At 42.9% G+C, this 17,525-nt stretch carries 14 protein-coding genes, 2 pseudogenes and 1 riboswitch; of the genes and pseudogenes, 8 read left to right on the top strand and 8 right to left on the bottom strand.

Translation table 11 applies throughout. The annotated features are described in order from the left end of the window. Positions 1–22 precede the first annotated feature (22 nt). The 5 genes and pseudogenes from AC1EKL_RS02590 to AC1EKL_RS02570 form a co-directional block, all read left to right on the top strand. The gene (locus tag AC1EKL_RS02590) at positions 23–985 is read left to right on the top strand and encodes a nucleoside hydrolase (protein WP_480188420.1); all 963 of its coding nucleotides are present in this window, start codon (positions 23–25) and stop codon (positions 983–985) included. 330 nt (positions 986–1,315) lie between these two features. Beyond that, positions 1,316–1,404, top strand: a riboswitch (TPP riboswitch). A gap of 69 nt (positions 1,405–1,473) precedes the next feature. Beyond that, positions 1,474–2,859 carry an ATP-binding cassette domain-containing protein gene (locus AC1EKL_RS02585; RefSeq protein WP_480188421.1) on the top strand — a complete coding sequence of 462 codons (1,386 nt, stop codon included), beginning with the start codon at positions 1,474–1,476 and terminating at the stop codon, positions 2,857–2,859. Further along, the gene (locus AC1EKL_RS02580) at positions 2,849–3,502 is read left to right on the top strand and encodes an energy-coupling factor transporter transmembrane component T family protein (RefSeq protein WP_480188422.1); all 654 of its coding nucleotides are present in this window, start codon (positions 2,849–2,851) and stop codon (positions 3,500–3,502) included. Before AC1EKL_RS02585 ends, AC1EKL_RS02580 begins: the two co-directional genes overlap by 11 nt. Before the next feature lie 34 nt (positions 3,503–3,536). Beyond that, a complete protein-coding gene (locus tag AC1EKL_RS02575) occupies positions 3,537–3,881 on the top strand; it encodes a magnetosome magnetite crystal formation protein family (protein ID WP_480188423.1) in 345 nt (114 codons plus the stop codon). A gap of 102 nt (positions 3,882–3,983) precedes the next feature. Further along, positions 3,984–5,956 (top strand): annotated as a pseudogene (locus AC1EKL_RS02570) (cation:proton antiporter); the annotation flags it as partial. On the opposite strand, the pseudogene AC1EKL_RS02565 reads toward AC1EKL_RS02570, so the two are convergent. From AC1EKL_RS02565 to AC1EKL_RS02550, 4 genes and pseudogenes are all read right to left on the bottom strand, one after another. Next, positions 5,956–7,982, bottom strand: a pseudogene (locus AC1EKL_RS02565) (beta-galactosidase). The pseudogenes AC1EKL_RS02570 and AC1EKL_RS02565 overlap by 1 nt on opposite strands. Before the next feature lie 12 nt (positions 7,983–7,994). Then, positions 7,995–9,959, bottom strand: a complete 1,965-nt coding sequence (locus AC1EKL_RS02560) for a sugar MFS transporter (protein WP_480188424.1) — start codon at positions 9,957–9,959, stop codon at positions 7,995–7,997. An 87-nt stretch (positions 9,960–10,046) separates the two neighbouring features. Beyond that, positions 10,047–11,063, bottom strand: coding sequence for a LacI family DNA-binding transcriptional regulator (locus AC1EKL_RS02555; protein WP_480188425.1), 1,017 nt, complete (start codon positions 11,061–11,063; stop codon positions 10,047–10,049). Between the two features lie 18 nt (positions 11,064–11,081). Next, positions 11,082–12,047, bottom strand: a complete 966-nt coding sequence (locus tag AC1EKL_RS02550; protein ID WP_480188426.1) for an alpha/beta hydrolase — start codon at positions 12,045–12,047, stop codon at positions 11,082–11,084. 126 nt (positions 12,048–12,173) lie between these two features. On the opposite strand from AC1EKL_RS02550, the gene AC1EKL_RS02545 reads away from it, so the two are divergent. Together AC1EKL_RS02545 and AC1EKL_RS02540 are read left to right on the top strand one after the other, a co-directional pair. Further along, positions 12,174–12,587 (top strand): helix-turn-helix domain-containing protein, encoded by a 414-nt coding sequence (locus AC1EKL_RS02545; RefSeq protein ID WP_464465110.1) that lies wholly within the window; start codon positions 12,174–12,176, stop codon positions 12,585–12,587. An 11-nt stretch (positions 12,588–12,598) separates the two neighbouring features. Further along, positions 12,599–13,456 carry an SAM-dependent methyltransferase gene (locus AC1EKL_RS02540; RefSeq protein WP_480188427.1) on the top strand — a complete coding sequence of 286 codons (858 nt, stop codon included), beginning with the start codon at positions 12,599–12,601 and terminating at the stop codon, positions 13,454–13,456. A 333-nt stretch (positions 13,457–13,789) separates the two neighbouring features. Here the strand turns inward: AC1EKL_RS02540 and AC1EKL_RS02535 are convergent, their stop codons facing one another. After that, positions 13,790–14,260, bottom strand: coding sequence for a hypothetical protein (locus tag AC1EKL_RS02535; protein WP_480188428.1), 471 nt, complete (start codon positions 14,258–14,260; stop codon positions 13,790–13,792). Beyond that, positions 14,261–14,671 (bottom strand): hypothetical protein, encoded by a 411-nt coding sequence (locus AC1EKL_RS02530; protein WP_480189958.1) that lies wholly within the window; start codon positions 14,669–14,671, stop codon positions 14,261–14,263. A gap of 113 nt (positions 14,672–14,784) precedes the next feature. Between AC1EKL_RS02530 and AC1EKL_RS02525 the strand changes: the two genes are divergently transcribed. Continuing rightward, entirely contained in the window at positions 14,785–15,243 is a 459-nt protein-coding gene (locus AC1EKL_RS02525) for a universal stress protein (protein ID WP_480188430.1), read from the top strand. A 213-nt stretch (positions 15,244–15,456) separates the two neighbouring features. Here the strand turns inward: AC1EKL_RS02525 and AC1EKL_RS02520 are convergent, their stop codons facing one another. Both AC1EKL_RS02520 and AC1EKL_RS02515 read right to left on the bottom strand, forming a co-directional pair. Next, complete coding sequence (locus AC1EKL_RS02520; RefSeq protein ID WP_480188431.1) at positions 15,457–16,464, bottom strand: LPXTG cell wall anchor domain-containing protein; 1,008 nt, start codon at positions 16,462–16,464, stop codon at positions 15,457–15,459. Continuing rightward, positions 16,465–17,484: a KxYKxGKxW signal peptide domain-containing protein gene (locus tag AC1EKL_RS02515; protein ID WP_480188432.1), complete on the bottom strand. Its 1,020-nt coding sequence runs from the start codon at positions 17,482–17,484 to the stop codon at positions 16,465–16,467. Positions 17,485–17,525 lie beyond the last annotated feature (41 nt).

Raw genomic sequence — 17,525 nt, 5'->3', positions numbered from 1 at the left:
TAATTCCAATGGAGGTACGGTTATGGCAAAGAAAAAAATGATTTTAGATTTGGATACTGGGGTTGATGATGCTTTAGCAATTGCATACGCAACGGCGGCCCCGGATGTGGATCTCATTGGGATCGTTTCATCCTATGGCAATAATTTAATTGACGTTTGTGCCCAAAACAGTCTCAAGTTATTGGAACTGCTTGGTCAGACTGACGTTCCGGTTTTTAAGGGATTGGCTCATTCAAGTACAACTGACCACTTTGACGTCATGCAGGTCTCCCTTGACATTCATGGTAAGAATGGAATTGGTGAAGTTCAGTTGCCAAATCCGCAACGTCAAGTTGAAAGCCAATCTGGTGTTGACTTTTACATTGAAGCTGCCCACAAGTATGGCAAAGATTTAATTATTGTACCAACCGGTCCAATGACAAACCTTGCGGCAGCCTTAGAAAAGGATCCAGAAATCGCCAAATTGATTGGTAATGTTACCTTCATGGGTGGAGCGTTAACCGTTGAAGGAAACGTGACGGGAGCTGCTGAAGCAAATATCCATCAAGACGCTGAAGCGGCCAGCATTGTGTTATCCAACCCAGATTTACCATTAACGATGGTTGGCTTGGATGTCACACTGCGAACACTGTTAACCAAGCGGGAAACGCAGAAATGGCGTGATCTAGGAACTGCTGCTGGTAAAGCATACGCTGATATCACCGATTTCTACATTGATGCTTACTACAATCTTGATATTGATAAAAATGGCTGTGCTCTGCATGATCCATTAGCAGTGGGGGTCTCTTTAGATCCAAGTTTCGTTAAAACCATCAGTCTCTTCATGAGAGTTGTCCACGAAGGACCAAATTATGGACGGACAATTGGTAATAACGCCAAGTTGAATGATCCAAATCCAAACGTTAAAGTTGCTGTAAACGTCGATAAAGACCGTTATCTGCAAACATTCATGAACTACCTCACTGATTTATTTAGTCAACATTAAAAGAAACCCGTTCCCAATTGTGGAACGGGTTTTACACTTTATGTTACTTATTTTTCGTAATCAGAATGAATAATTTTTTAAACCCACGTTCCGTCACCTTCAAATTCACATACTTACTCTCTCGTTTCCCCAAATGATTGTGGATGATTTATTAGTTATCCACAATATCTTGTGGAAACCTGTTAATAATTACTCCCTCCCATTCACAAATGCTGTCTAATCAGCACCTACGCCTCCCTCAGAGTTGTGCACATCTTTTCCACAGCCTGTTAATTATTCTACCTACTTGCACTTCATTGCTACTTTCGTTATGATGAAACTAAATTTAATTATCTTTGTCTGGGGTGCCGCACGGCTGAGAAATACCCATCGAACCTGCTCTGGTTAGGACCAGCGAAGGGAGATCACAAGGTTGTTTTTTAATTTTACAATTACCACCCTGGCGGACATTTTGATCCGGCAGGGTTTCTTTATTTTGCGAGGTCATCATGACAACACCAATTACAATTGAATCACTCCAGTTTGGTTATCAAAAAAAGCAAACTATTCTCAATATTCCTCAATTATCTATTCCAACTAGTCAATTAACTATTTTTTATGGCAAATCTGGTTGTGGAAAATCTACCCTGCTCAAGATCATTGCCGGTTTACTCCCCAAGTACGGCGGACACTTATCAGGCTCCGTGAACCTCCCAGATCACCCCACCTGTGCCATGATGTTTCAAGATCCGGAACTACAATTTGCTTTAGACACACCACGTCATGAAATCGAATTTGCACTAGAAAATCGGCAAGTATCCGCTCAGCGCATTCCCCAACTAACCCAACAAGCTTTAGAAGAAGTTGGTATTTTACACCTTGCTGACCGCCACTTCACAACTCTCTCCGGTGGTGAACAGCAACGCGCGAGCTTAGCCGTAATCATTGCAATGAATCCACAAATCATCCTCTTGGATGAGCCCTTCGCGAGTTTGGATTTTCATAACCGAACTTTGATCATTCAACAACTACGGAAACTCCTTCAAACCGGTAAAACGATCATTATCGCCGACCACGATTTGGCCGCATATGATTCACTTCATCCGCTAATCATTGATTTCAATAACCATCTTCAACCATTATCATCAGCTGCTACTCAAACATTGTTGGATCGATTTAATCAGCCTAATAACTTTTCAGCAACCCCACCTCAATCAACCAATCCGGCCGCGGTTTCATTACATAACTTCACCTTACGGCGACAGAATCAATTACTTATTCAGCAACCGGAACTCACCATCTTTAAAAATAAGGTGACTCTTTTAACCGGTGAATCTGGTAGTGGCAAATCATCCTTTTTCAAGGCATTAACTAAAATCATTCCATTTGATGGAACTATTAAGCTTTTCGATCGTCCTTTAAAAAAATATTCTCCACCGCAGCTTGGTCAAACACTGGGTCTCGTCTTTCAAAATGCCAATGATCAATTTCTCAAGGTAACTGTCCAAGAAGAACTAGAACTTAGTCTCAGGCATGGGCACCATCCATACTTTAACCGTTCCCGTTTAGCAGACGCCATTGACAAGTTAGGTTTACAACATCTCACCAATCAGGTGGTGTATTCTCTTTCTGGTGGTCAAAAAAAGAAACTTCAATTACTGGTGATGCTCATGATGGGCCAGCCACTGCTGCTCCTTGATGAACCATTCAGTGGCCTGGATCAGCAATCCATTGCTAATGTGATTGACCTAATTCATAACTGCCAACAGGTTTTACCCCAAACCATTCTGATTATTAGTCATCAATTAACGGGGCTCGATTCATTCATTAATTATCATCTCCATCTAAGTTGCCGACAATTGTCATATCAAGGGAGGACAAGTCATGAATCCTAGTCTAAAATTACTACTGATTATCATTATTTCCCTGGAAATATCTTTTACCAGTAAAATCGCCACCAACCTCCTATTAATTTTCTTTGCACTAATCCTTCTAATTTTGCATCATTGTTCACTGCGGACATTGATTAAATTACTTCTTATTCCCTTGCTTCCTGCTTTAACTATTGCAGTAACCATTCGCTGGTTTAGTCCTGGCCATAGTTGGTTCTTTGCTTGGGTAATGGTTAGTCGAATTTACGCCTACTGCTTTTTGGGAGCTCTTATTACTATTTCTACGTCTCCACTTGAGCTCGCCCGCTCACTAGAACAAAATGCCCACCTCCCTGCCAAATATGCCTACGGAACATTAGCCGCCATCAATACCGTTCCGCGTACAATTCAAGCAATCCAAACCATTCGCATTGCAGCCCAAATGCGCGGAATCACTCTCTACTTCTGGTCACCGCAGCTCTACTTCAAAGCGATTCTTTCGGCCCTAAGTTGGTCGGACGTCCTCGCCCAAGCGATGGAATCACAGGGCTTCGTCGAGGGACAATCACGGACCCATGTTCAAATCATCCGGATTGGAACGCGAGATTGGATAACCTTCATCGTTAGTTTGGCAATTGTTCAAGTCACATTACTCATGCTCCCATAACTTTTCTGGTATACTAAAAGAAAAGGAGTTCATTATGAATAATCAATCAATAACCAGTCGGATTCTCAGCTGTTTAGCTTATCTCAGTATCCTATTTCTTCCCGTTTTGTTTCCATTAATCATTTGGATCGTTGATCGTCAGGACCCATACGTGGCCAGACATGCTCGGTCCGCTTTCTGGACGCAGGTTTTCCCCGCCCTTTACGTAATTGTCGCCTTACTAACTTTCTTTATTCTCGGTGCGGCCGGAATAGATCAGGTTCGTAGTTCGGGTGGTTGGCTCTTCGGTATTCTAACAGTTTTAGCTCTTTTAATTTCTTTAATTCTCTACATCTATAACCTAGCGATGGGAATTAGTGTTTTAATTAAGCGGCAATAATTAATTGAACAAGCGATTAGTAATTTCCAGTTGCTAATCGCTTGTTTTTTTACATTTTTCGTTATAATAGAACTAAATTACATTCAAGAAAGGATTCATATTATGTCGACCGTTCTCGGAATTGTTCTCTTATTAGTTGCCGTCGTTACGGCCAACATTATCCACTTAATTTGGCCTGTCCTCCCTTTAGCAATTTATCAAATTATTGCTGGAGTGGTTTTAGCAATTATTCCTGACTTAAAGACTTTTCAACTCGAACCAGAAATTTTCATGCTCTTGATTATCGCACCGCTCATGTTTAACGACGGTCAGAACACTTCCTCCAGGCAGCTCGCGCGGGCACTGTCAAGAACGATGTCCATGGCGGTTTATCTGGCGCTTTTTACAGTCATTATCCTCGGATTGGGATTACACTTTCTCCTCCCGCATTCCTTATCCTTACCCGTTGCCTTTATGCTCGCTGCCATTATTACCCCAACTGATGCCGTCGCTGTTAAGTCGTTGACTACTGATGTCGAAATGCCAGAAAACGTCAGTTTAACCCTCGAACACGAATCGCTTTTTAATGACGCATCTGGAATCGTGCTGTTTAGTCTAGCTTCATCTGCCCTGGCTTCTGGTTCATTTTCACTTGCTCAAGGAATTTGGACATTCCTGTATGTTTTCTTCGGTGGGATTATCTTTGGAATGATCGCCGGATCCCTGCTAATTAACGTACGAACTGCTCTGATGCAACATCACGTTGACATCGCCCCAATTGTCATTCCGATTAATGTGATGACCCCGATTGTCGTTTATTGGTTAGCTGAAGAACTCCACCTCTCAGGTATTTTAGCGGTTGTCGCTGCTGGGATCATGCACAGTATCTTGTATGACCGTCTCCACCTTACTTCGACCAAAGTTCAGATTGCCACTACTACTATTTGGAACATCATTGCTGATGCTTTAAACGGCCTTGTTTTCGTCTTTTTAGGACTTAGCTTACCGATGGTGCTTGGTCATATGAAACAGCTGCAAACGATTAAAATTGTCGGTATTGCGCTGGTTCTTTACCTTGTCATGACTCTGTTACGATACCTCTGGTCGCAAATCGGCCTTGTGCGTCTGCATTCCAAAGCCTTACAACAAGATAAAAAATAGATAGCTTATTGTTAGCAATCGGTGGCGTTCACGGTACCATCACCATGGCGATGGCCTTTTCCATTCCGCTGCTGGTCAACGAAGACCGAATTGCCATGCGGAATGATTTGATTTTGATTGCCGCTTTTGTAATCCTGATTAGTCTTTTTGTCGGTACCTTTGCCTTTCCAAAACTCCTTCCGCAAAAACAGGAAAGTTATTCCAAAGCTGAATTTCATAAGGCTTTAACAAAGACTGTGCAATACGCTATTAATGATTTAACCAATAACGGTGAACAAAATCGTGAAAAATCACTAGTAATTGACCAATTGGACAGTCAAATGACCATGCGGGCACGTCTGAATACCGAAACCTATAACCATCTCTTGCAAAAGTGCCACCAAGTGGAATTAGATACCCTTGAAGAATTGACCGATAATGACGTCATCACCGAACAGCAGGAACGAATGTACTCGCGGCTGATGGCTCGTGACCTCTTCAGTAAATCAAAGCACGGTTTTTGGGATACTTTTATCATGTTGTATCACCGTCTGCACTGGATACACGCTCGTCGTAAAGTAATCAAACTTTATCATAAAAATCCGGAATTAAAAAAAGCGCGGCAAGATCACTTTAAGGCAGTTAATGATGAAATTGGCCCCGTTTTACGAATCGTGATCCGACGCGTTAATAAATTTTTGAATGATGCTCAAACGCCGAAAAATGCTTATGAAATCGCTGCGGTCCGGCGAACCTATCTAAACCGTTACCGAATCTTCTCACGCAAAAATAAGATTAACGCTGATCTCATGACCAGCTACTTTATCAATGCCTTTCAAGCAGAACATAGCTATATCCAACAACAAGCTGCTGCGCATAAAATTTCGTTTGACTTAGCAAATGCACTCAATGAACAAGTCTCAACGGACCAATTAGTTTACCTGCTTCTTCTTGATCAATTACTTTTTGTAAGAACTCGCAAATCCCAACCCATCATCTTTGGTTGTGGTTGTTCACCTGTTAATAGGTCCGTCCAGCCATCCACTAACTCTGCGGGTAATTGGCGTTCTTCGTTCCGCATGTTCAAAACAAAGTAAATTTCATGACCATCCTTCACTCGTTTAGTGATTTCCAAATCAGTTGGAGTCGCAATTAATCCTGACACACCTGCCACTTGGAGAACCTCATCCATTAAGTGACTCAATCCAGCATGGTCAATCCGACTGCCGACATACCAGGCCGTCCCCTGACCATACTGATTTTCCGTAATCGCTGGAACTCCAGCATAGAATTCTGTCCCATACTTAGCAACCGCACGGGCATGGTCACTGGTTAGATGAATGAGGTCACACAAATAATGCCCATCCGCAGCAAGGCCATCTTTTTCATAAACAACCTGGGTTGTCTTTCCAGGAGTCATTGCATCGGTCTCTTCAACCCAAATGCCAAGCACTTTGCTTAACGGACCAGGATAACCACCAGTGTAGACATTATCACTCTCGTTCACCATCCCTGACATGTAAGTCGTCAGGAAGTGACCACCAGTAGCAACATAGTCATTAATTTTTCCGGCAAGCCCCTTCTTAACCATGTAGAGAACGGGTGCCACAATTAAGTCATACTGACTAAAATCGTCATCTACACTAATCACATCCGTCGGAATATGGCGTTCATAGAACTGCCGATAATAATCCAGTACAGAGCCAACATAGTCTAGATCTTGAGAAATTCCCGCCACGTATTCATATGACCAGAAATTATTCCAATCAAAGATAATGCCGATCTTCGCAGGCGTTTGGGACCCTAATATCTTTGAACTCAGCCGTTTTAAATCATGACCAATTTGGGCCACTTCTTGGAACGCACGGGTATCCGTCCTTTGCGAATGGCTAATGACTGCACCATGAAACTTTTCCGAACCACCAATTGCCTGCTTAAGCTGAAAATATTGAACCGTATCTGCACCATGAGCGACCGCTTGAAATTCAGTTGCCCGAACTTGTCCAGGACGTTTCAGCGGACTATACGGTTGCCAATTGACCTGGGAAGGCGTGGATTCCATCAGCATAAATGGCTGATGCTTTAAACTCCGCATCAAATCGGACAGAAATGCAGCTTGATAGGCTGGTTGATCATAGGCTGGGTAGGAATCGTACGCAATGATGTCTTGATCCCCTGCCCAGGCTTGGTAATCAATCATCTTATTTGGCGTACTATGAAAGTTCGTCATTATCGGTGTGTGATCATCATACTTTTCAATCGTGCGCTTTTCCATCCGGTAAAGGTCTTGGAGTGCAGCAGATTGGAACCGCAGATAATCCAATGACAAACCAGCAACAATGGTATGGCTGCCTTCTGGGCCCCATGCATCGCCCAGTTCGTTTGGTACCACAATTTCATCCCACTGATAAATGGTGTGACTCCAGACGTTATTGTTCCACGCTTGATTCAAGCGATCAAGGGTTTGATACTTTTGCTGCAGCCACTTTTGAAACGCCTTTTGGCAATTCTCACAGTAACAATTACCACCGTACTCGTTATTAATATGCCAAGCGACAATGTGGGGATTATCACCATATCGCTCCGCTAGTTTAGCAACGAGCTTTTGTGCGAGCCGTTGATAATTCGGAGAACTGGGACAAAAGTTATGCCGTTGGCCAAAAACATGCTGGCGCCCTTGATAGTCCACCCGCGCCACATCGGGGTATTTTTTAAACATCCACGCTGGCATGGCGGCGGTTGAAGTTGCCAAAACGATTTCAAAGTCAGCAGCACTGAGTTTTTCAATAATTTTATCTAGAATACTAAAATTATATTGTCCCTCTGCTGGTTCAAGCAGGGCCCATGAAAAAACATTGACGGTCGCGGAATTAATATCTGCCTGTTTAAAGACTTTAATATCGTCATTCCAGGTATCTTCAGGCCATTGCTCGGGGTTCTAGTCACCCCCCCGTACAAAATAGTTGGTAATTGATTCTTCATAATGATCCTCCACTACTTATTCGCGGTTACTGCAATCACTCGTTCACCATGGTGCACCGTCGTACCAAATTGAACATGGTTAACCACATCCACTAGCTTTGGCCGCACCATGAACGTCACCACGGTATCAAGATATCCATTTTGGCGAATTAAATCACGATCAAATTCAATCAGAAGATCACCCGCGTGAACTTTTTGACCATCAGTATAATGCACATTAAAGCCTTCACCACGCATGTTAACAGTCCCGAGGCCTACGTGAATAATCGTTTCTAAGCCATCATCGGCAACAATTTCAAAAGCGTGCTTGGTCGAGAAAGTAAATTTAATCGTTCCATCAAACGGTGCGTAAATACGTCCATCACTCGGGACAATGGCAAATCCCTTTCCAGGAAAACCGACCGTACCATCTTCATTCTTAACATCTGCTAATGCCATTAATTGACCATCAGCAGGAGCTAATACGTTGGTCTCTTCGGTGGGTGTCACTTGATGATCTGTTGTCTTGATTTCACCCTTAGCCAACTTATCCTTTAATTCTTCAACAATTGCCGCGTGTTGTTTTTCTGACAACTTGACCTTCGTCAAGAACACAACAATGGAAAGAATTGCTAACGCCATCGGAATATAGAACGCCATGCTATCAAACGTGCGAATATCTTTAGCGGTCATATCCGCAGCTGTCGCAGCACCAGTCATTCCCGCAGCTACCGCGATGTAACCAACAAGCCCATTTGAAATGGCCCCCGTTAGCTTATCAATCATTGGTCGCACAGCTAAAACAACCGCTTCGTTACGTTGGCCGTTCTTTAATTGACCATATTCAATGGCATCTGTAAAGGTTAGTACCGTGACTAATTGGGCATAGTTAATGTTAAACAGTACCAGTCCTAAATCCATCATGAAAATATTAGACCGACAAGCAATAAAAATTACGTAAGCCAGGACCATGCAAACCTGTCCCATGATGAAAAGCCACTTCCGTGGAATGAACTTGTTCAGAATTGGGAATAATGGACTGGTACAGAAGCCGATAATCGTGGCAATCACTCCCACAATCCAAAATTGCCCTGGTTTCCCAATGACAAACTTGTAAAGGTAGAACAAAACCCCGTTCGTAATCACATATGCACATGAGTACAGCAGGTAGGCTAAGGCTGGCCATAAAATTTGATCATTATGGAAAATGGCAGAGAAAACATCCCGAATGGTCGTCTTCTGTTGAGCTGAATTCCGAATTAAATTTTGCTTTTCCTTAGTACCAAAGCAAACAGCTAACGCACTTAAAATTGCTAGCGCCGTAATGATGGCAGCAAAAGCAAACCAACCAACGGCCCCTTCCTTATGTTGACCTGTAGCCAAATAAGTAAAGTAAGTGACAATTGGAACCACGATAATGGTCAGACCGTTCCAACCGATCGTGCCGGCAAAGGCTCCTAGTGATGTATAAATCCCCCGTTCATTCGAGTCTTCACTTAACGCTGGCACCATTCCCCAGTAGGAAACATCAGAGAATGAATAAAAAATATCAAACGCTAGGAAAATGATGACAAATAAGATGGCAAAGAGGACCAAGTTAACCTTTGCTAAACCAAAAATCCCAGTAAATAAGACCAACAAGAGGGCCCCGGAAACAATATTGCCCCAGAAGATCCATGGCTTAAATTTCCCCCACCGGGTCTTTGTATTATCCACAATATTACCAATTACTGGATCAATAATTAGTTCCAGAATCCGTACACCAACAATCAACCCAGTAATTAGTGCAATTAATTGGTCCGCAACGTGTTTGCTCAGGCCGTCAAACATTCCGCTCGTCACAAAAATAATAAAATAAGTGCTCATTACGCCATAAAAGGCGGAGTGACCAACGTTACCAAAACAAAACGCAGAACGCGAAATCCATTGGGCCGCCGTCAGTTTAGCGGCTGGTTTTTGTTTAGTGTCCAAAATGCACACCCTCCTCAGAAAAATCATTGTAATCGCTTACAACAATTATTATAGAAAACTGTCTAAAAAAGTAAATAAAATAAATAAAGGATTTACTAATCTTTAGTAAATCCTTTACTGGTTAATTTTTCTTGTAAAACTATCGCGCATGACGAGCGTTGTATCCACTAGCAGATGAAAGTGGGGCCGTTGTGGGTGATTGATCAAATCGTGGAGGTCTTCTACCGCAATTCGGCACATTTCTGCCTGGTTAATCTCATAAGTGGTTAGCGGTGGCGACACATACTTGGATAACGCACTATTATTAATACTGATTAAAGACGTATCTCGAGGAACGATCACGCCTGCATGGTTAAAGGCTTGCAATACCCCAACCGCAATCGTATCCGACGCACAGATAAAACCATCTGGTAGCCCAATCCGACCATACCGTTCAATAATTTCTTCTCCCATCCGTTGCCCATTTTCAATGGTAAAACGGCCGCTAGAAAAGATGGGGGCAGCTGTCATTCCATATTCTTCGGCCACAATTTTGAAAGCAGCGGTTCGCGAATCGGCCATTAACGGTTTATCCCCAATCTGCATTCCTTGACCACCAATAAAACCAATTTTTTCAAATCCTTGATGAATCATTTCTTCAAATGCTTTCCGCACCGTTAATGCTAGGTTCGGTTGGACAGAATCAAAATAATCTGGCGCTGGATTCGTATCGACGATAACCCCAAGAGGTAACACTTGGTGAAGACGATCAAGGTCGTCAGTAGTCATATGATTCGCCCCAACACAAATAAAGCCTTCGTAACGACGAGCTTGATTAATCAATTTCTCTGTATCAGAAAAGATCTTCGTCCTTAATTGCCGCTTTGCTAACGCCTCTTGAAGGTGTTCTTGCAAGGTAGCAAAATAGACATCATTCTCCTGATCTTGCTTGGTAATCCGAAATAGAATGGCGATCTCTTTATTGCCTAGTGGTCGGTCGTGCTCGTCCCAGTATCCTAATACATCCGCCACTGCCAAAAACTTTTCCCGAGCCTGATCCGAAATTACTAACCGTGGATCTGAGTTTAATAGCCGGGACACCGTAGCGGAAGAATATCCAGCGCGTTGTGCGATTTCCTTAATTGTGACCATTGTGATCCCCCACTTCGTTTAATGAACGTAACGACTTAAAAACTGTTCCACATGCCGTTGGTACTGCCGAGGGGTCGTCTGAAAAGATTTGGCGTGCGCAGCGTTCGGCACTACCCATAACTCCTTTGGTCCCCGGGTTGCTCGATAATTAGTATAAACCATTTCCGTAGGCACAAACGTATCCTTGGCCCCATGGATGAATAACATTGGCCACTTATTATGATGCAGTGAGGCCACTGAACTGGCCTCACTTGTATAGAATCCATTCGCAATCCTGTTAATAATGCTCAACGATGCTTCTGCTGGTTTGGCAATCACCGGCGGTAAATGATACAGCTGCTGAGCTTCATGATCGAGTTCTGCCGCTAGACTGGTGTAACCACAATCTTCGATAAAGGCTTTCACCTGATGGGGCAATTTGATTCCGCTCGTCATCATCGTGGTTGCACCACCCATGCTGACCCCAAACATCACAATTTGGCTCTTCTGACCATTCTTTTGAATCAACCGGTTAATCCATTTACGCTCATCATAACGTTCCGGCCAACCATAACCAATGTAGCGACCTTCGCTCTCTCCATGCGCTCGTGCATCCGGGAGCAAGACATTATAGCCCATTTGATGAAACATTGCCGCATAGGCTCCCATCGTTTCCTTGTTATTCATAAAACCATGACAAATTAAAACACTTTTCTTCGACGACTGGGCCGCAGGAATATAATCAGCTACTAACCGGTAGTTTTTACTAGCAGATTTCATTACCCACCGTTGCTTTTTTACATCATGAAACCATTTCTTTTGCCGATACAGTGAATCAGAACGGCGCAGTGTTTGATGGTTACTGCTGATAAATGACTTATGCCCCGGCACCATCCCGACTTTGAAAAAATAGACACCAGCCGCTATCCAAATAATTAGTAAAATCCCAATAATGGCTGTTAGCCACCGCCATAAGTGCCGTTGCTTATTCTTCTTTTTCTCCATGAATTCTTCCCCTATCTCAATAATAGCGTTAATTTTAGCGCATTCTGACAAAAAATGCACCACGCGTTTTCCACGCTCCGTGGTTCAATGTTAAAATAGAATTAGTTCTCAAAAGGGGGAGTAGCTATGTTTCCAGAAAGACTACGAGCATTACGCCGTGGACAAAAAATCACATTAAAACAGTTAGCAGCAGCACTGAATCAGCACCTTGGACCAGACGAACGACCAAATACTGCTTCACAAATTGGCAATTGGGAACGCGGTATCCGGACGCCTTCCTACATCGAGGCCAAAAAGTTAGCCGAATTTTTTGACGTTAGCCTGGATTACTTAACTGGAAAAGAAGACCATGACGACTATGATCTGGCGAAACTGTTTTTCTCCAGTAAAAGTCTCACTTTCAACCACACAAAATTATCAAGTGAAGACCGTTATGAAATTTTCCAATTGATTGATGGTTACCTCACGGGACGGAATCACCGTCAAGATACCGACAAATTCTACAGTAAACAAGAAGAATTAAATTTGCATTTTAATTAAGAAGGGCCATTATGAATCCAAAGAAACTGAAAAAATTAAAAAAGCAGTACCGCAAAGTCGCCACTGCTGCTCATCAATCTTCATACATTCAAGAATTACAGCATTATGGCGAACTATTTAATAACTTTTCCAGCATCAAGTTTCTGATTAATAATGCACTGCTTAACGACCGGTTGCTTCGTTCTGGACTGCTGCCCCAGCCGCTCCCTAAAATGCTTCTCCCGGATGATATTCAAGATACCATTTTTAAAGAAGTGAATGCCAAATATCCCCAAGGTGATCCGCGAGGCGACCAGTTATGGGAAAAATACACTACGGCACTGCCAAAACTTGATCGTCTATTACGAAACTACCGTGACTACCTCGAAGAAACGTATGGAATGTGGTCGTACACCAATTCATCATTTACCAACGCTTTAAGTCATTATTTAGCTGGGGCCCCTGTTCTGGAAGTAATGGCTGGCAATGGTTACTTATCGAAAGGCTTACGAAACTCTAATCCGCACCAAGAGATTTACACTACCGATAGTCAGGCATGGGTCAAGGAAAATGAAACTGGTCGCCATCCAGTTACCACAATCGAACAATTAGATGCATTAGCTGCCGTCAAAAAATACGGTAACCAAGTTAAGTACGTCGTAATGTCTTGGGCACCAGACAAGGGCGAACAAGATTGGCAACTGCTCCAATTAATTCGCCAGCATTACCCTAACCTGCAGTTACTGGTCGTAGGTGAAAAAAATGGCGCAACTAATTCGCCAGCCTTTTGGCAAAACGCGCAATTATCACAACCTGACGCTTTACAAAAGGTCAATCAGTATTTAAAGACCTTCGATTTAATCGATGAACAAATTTATTTGGCAAAGTAGTTGTCATTTGGACAGCTACTTTTTTATTGTCAAAACATCTAAAAAGCTCTAAAACTATATGGAGGTTTTATTCAGGAAAACCAAAATCCAGATTCCATGTATTATCAATTTATCGACTAAAAAAAGCCGCGACTACTTCAATGAAGCAGTCGCGGCTTTGTGTATTGATATGATCTCAGGTAATGATGAACGTCCACTTTCATCATTACCAGGCACCCTGCAATCCGGCAGGTTAATGTGCCCCACTCGAAATGTCTTATGGTAGCCATTTGGGTTGCTACCAGACCTCTCGACTCATCGCAAGGCTTATTTTAGCATTTTATCGAATTGACATCAAGCTTCGTCATCCGCTTGGCGATTCTCGGTTGCCATTGCTAATTGATCCGCAACCCATTCTTGAAACTTCGTAACTAGTGCAGCGTTATTTTCAAAATCAGCACCGCCGGCTAGTTCATCAATTCGCAATCCTGATTTATTGAGCTGGTCCCCTTCTGCAACCATGTAGACATTCACCGGATAAGCCGGATCCCGATCTAACAACTTAGAATCCAGGCGTTCCGCTTCCTTCATTGGAATGTTGATCAAGTTAGTTTCTAAACGGACACTTAGATCATCACCGACCGGCATCTTAACATTCCATTCATATCCACACAGGTAACCACTCGCTAACTGATCCTCTATGAACTGCAATCCCTTTTTAATAACAGCTGCTTGTTGAATCTTGGCGGCCGTTGTCGCCACATTGGCCGTCTGCACATGATCACTAGTTAATTGTGCTAAATAGTCTTCATACGTAAATTCCATTTATTTGGTCCCCCGTTGTTTCCGATACTTCTCTTCCATAAAAAGCTCGCGTTGTCGAACTCCTAAAACAATCCCGTATACACATAGGATAATGCCAATAATGGCAATTAATTGCTCCAGTAACCCAGTGATCGACGTCTTATTTTGCACTTGAAGTAAGCCACCAAGACTAATAATTCCGTAGTACATCATGGCAGCAATCGTCGCATAGTTAGAAAAGTGCCAGTCCGCGACCGCTAAAAGTACGACGATAATCATGATCACTAGCATGGTCACTAACGTCGTCAACGCGCCACTGGACATCCAGGCAATCTGATGCTGATTGAACATCACAAATTCAATTATCATCGCCATCACCATTGTCACAATGGTAATGGCAATAATCCGTGAAACATTCTTCTGTTTATTCATACATTAATCCCTCTCAATTGATCCCTTTCATTTTACTATCTGTTGACGAAAAGCTCAATTTATCCCTATTCCATGGTATCATAGATGAAAAGATAGAAAGGGATTTTACGATTATGGCAAATGGAACCTACCAAAAAATTTTAGTTCCAGTGGATGGTTCAAAAGAAACCCCACTGGTAATGAAGCGTGCAATCCAAGCTGCTTTAAATAACGATGCCCACCTTGATATTCTCAATGTTTCTCAAATCAATCAAGTTACCGAGGGCTTTGCCACTTTAACCGACATGAGTGATGGCAAAACTCACGAATTAGTGCAAATTATTGAAAAACGTTTGCGCGATTTAGAACAGCAAGCTAAGGATGCTGGGGTTAAATCCGTGGCAATCCATATCCGTTTTGGTAATCCCAAGTTGGTCATCTCCCGAGACTTCATTCGTGACCACCATAATGATCTAATTATAATGGGTGGTACGGGAACCTCCCGAATTGAACGCTTACTACTTGGCTCCACAACTGGCTATGTCGTTCGGATGGCTAAATGTGACGTCATCGTTGCCCGTGAAAGTAAATAATCAAAGTGCGCTATCTCCATGAACTCGATGAGATAGCGCACTTTTCTATTTCCGTTGGCTAGCTTAAATGAACGGCTCCATGGCGTGATCATTCGCAAGTAAAAAAAGGACGGCGCTGATGCGCCGTCCTTTTCTTATCGAAAGGTCTCATGAAATCCTTATGGAATTATGAATCACCTTTCCCGATAAATTAATTGCTATTAATAATGATAATTAGAATTCACGCTTCTTAGCAACTAAGCCTAAACCAAGCATTGCTGATACAGCACCAAGTGCGATGGCAGCAGTTGATTCATTGTTGCTAGTTTGTGGCAACTTAGCGTCATTCTTAGTGTTCTTTGCGCTAGCTTCGTTGGCAGCAGCAACCTTGTTAGCAGCACGGTATTCAGCACGAGTCATAGCAACTTGACTAGCGTTGCTCTTGGCAGAATTACCTTCCTTAACACCAGTAGCAGTCTTATCACCGTCAACTGATGAAGCAGGAGTCTTATCATCGTTGTTCTTGGTATCGTCACCATTGTTCTTAGTGTCGTCACCAGTAGTGTTGTGGTCACCGTTGTCCTTGCTGTCATCAGAGCCCTTAACAAACATGTTGTTAAGAATGTTAGTGTCAGCGTTTAATGCATCGGTGTAAGTCTTCAATTCGCTTTGCTTTTGAGCTAATGCAGCTTCTAATGGAGCAACAGCATCGTCAGCACCCTTAGCTGCAGCACGGTTAGCCTTAGCTTGATCAGCCTTGTCAATGATTGATTGACGGTAAGCAATGTCGTTAACCAGCTTTTGGTAACGAGCATTAGCCTTAGCATCATCAAGCTTCTTGTTCCACCAGTTAAGAGCGTTTGTACGGTCAGTTACGTTTTGCTTAGCAGCAGCTAATTGACCCATCAATGAAGCAGCACCCTCCTTACCATCAGCACCGTGAAGACGGTTGTTGATAGCGTTAACGATACTTTGCTTAGCAACAACGTTTGATGCTAATACATCATCATCTGGGTCCTTAGCAGCGGCAGCCTTAGCAGCATCAAGGTCAGCTTGAGCCTTAGCCAACTTATCGTTTTGAGTATCGATCTTGGCTTGAACAGTGTCAACGGCCTTCTTAGCATTGTTAAGAACCTTATTAGCATCCTTAACGTGTCCTTCAGTGTCAGTTACAGCAGTGTAAGCAGGGTCAGCCTTGTCGGCGTTGATCTTTTGACGAGCACCAGTAGCCTTCTTTTGCATTTATGCGTATTCAGCATCGTTTGGTAAGTTGTAATCTGCACGTGCTTGAGTGTAAGCAGCCTTCTTTTGGTTAGCAGTCAAACGAGCAGCGTCACGAACAGCCTTCAAGTCCTTTTCGTGTTGAAGAGCAGTTTCGTATGCAGCTTGCTTAGCAGCAGCACTGTCAGCAGCAGACTTGTGACCTAATAAGTCACGACCTGCAGGGTTCTTGTCTGACTTAGGTGCAAGAATCTTGTTAGCGTTACGGATAGTCTTGTCAGCTGCAGCAACCTTAGCATTAGCAGCATCACGAGCAGCCTTGTGCTTTTGTGAATCTTGGTAAAGTGCGTTTAGTTGGTCTAAAAGACTTTGGTTGTAATCAGCAGCGTCTTGCTTTTGATCTTCAGTAGCCTTCTTGTCAGCATTTACCTTGTCAAGCTTAGCTTGAGCTTCAGCTTGTAACTTAGCAGTTGCATCGTAAGCTGCATCATCCTTCTTAGCCTTAGCATCTTCGTCGTTAGCAACCTTAGTTTGAGCAGTCTTAGTTGCAGTTGCATCTGAGATTTGGTTTTGAAGCTTGTTGTAAAGGTCGGCTTCGTTCTTGTCCCAGTTGTTCTTGTAGGCATTAGCTTCGTCAGCAGCAGCCTTAGCAGTGTTAGTTGCCTTGTGGGCATTGTTGTAATCACTGTTAGCCTTGTTGTAGTCGCTTTCAGCATTCTTCCATGCAGTCTTAGCATCATTTACCTTAGCTGCATTTTCGTTAGCATTCTTAGCGTTGTCAACTGCCTTTTGGGCGTTGTTAACGTTAGTTTGGTCAGTAGCAACCTTTGCCTTTTGATCGTTGTATTGATCTTGGGTAACTTCTTGCTTTCCGTTAGCAACTTGGGTAGTAGTAGTTGCTGCAGCTGCAGTATCAGCATGAGCAACAACATCGCCGTTGCTTAAAGTTAAACCAGCTAATACGGCAGTGGTCATCAAACCAGCAACCATCCAGTTCTTACCGGATTTGTACATCTTGAAGCGTAATTTATTATTTTGCATAATTAATCCTCCAAACATAATAGCAAAAAATCTATCAAATA

This window comes from Limosilactobacillus sp. C0001E2, from assembly GCF_056590915.1.
The sequence above is the reverse complement of the archived record's forward strand: the minus strand, read 5'-3'. Positions and strand labels throughout refer to the sequence as shown.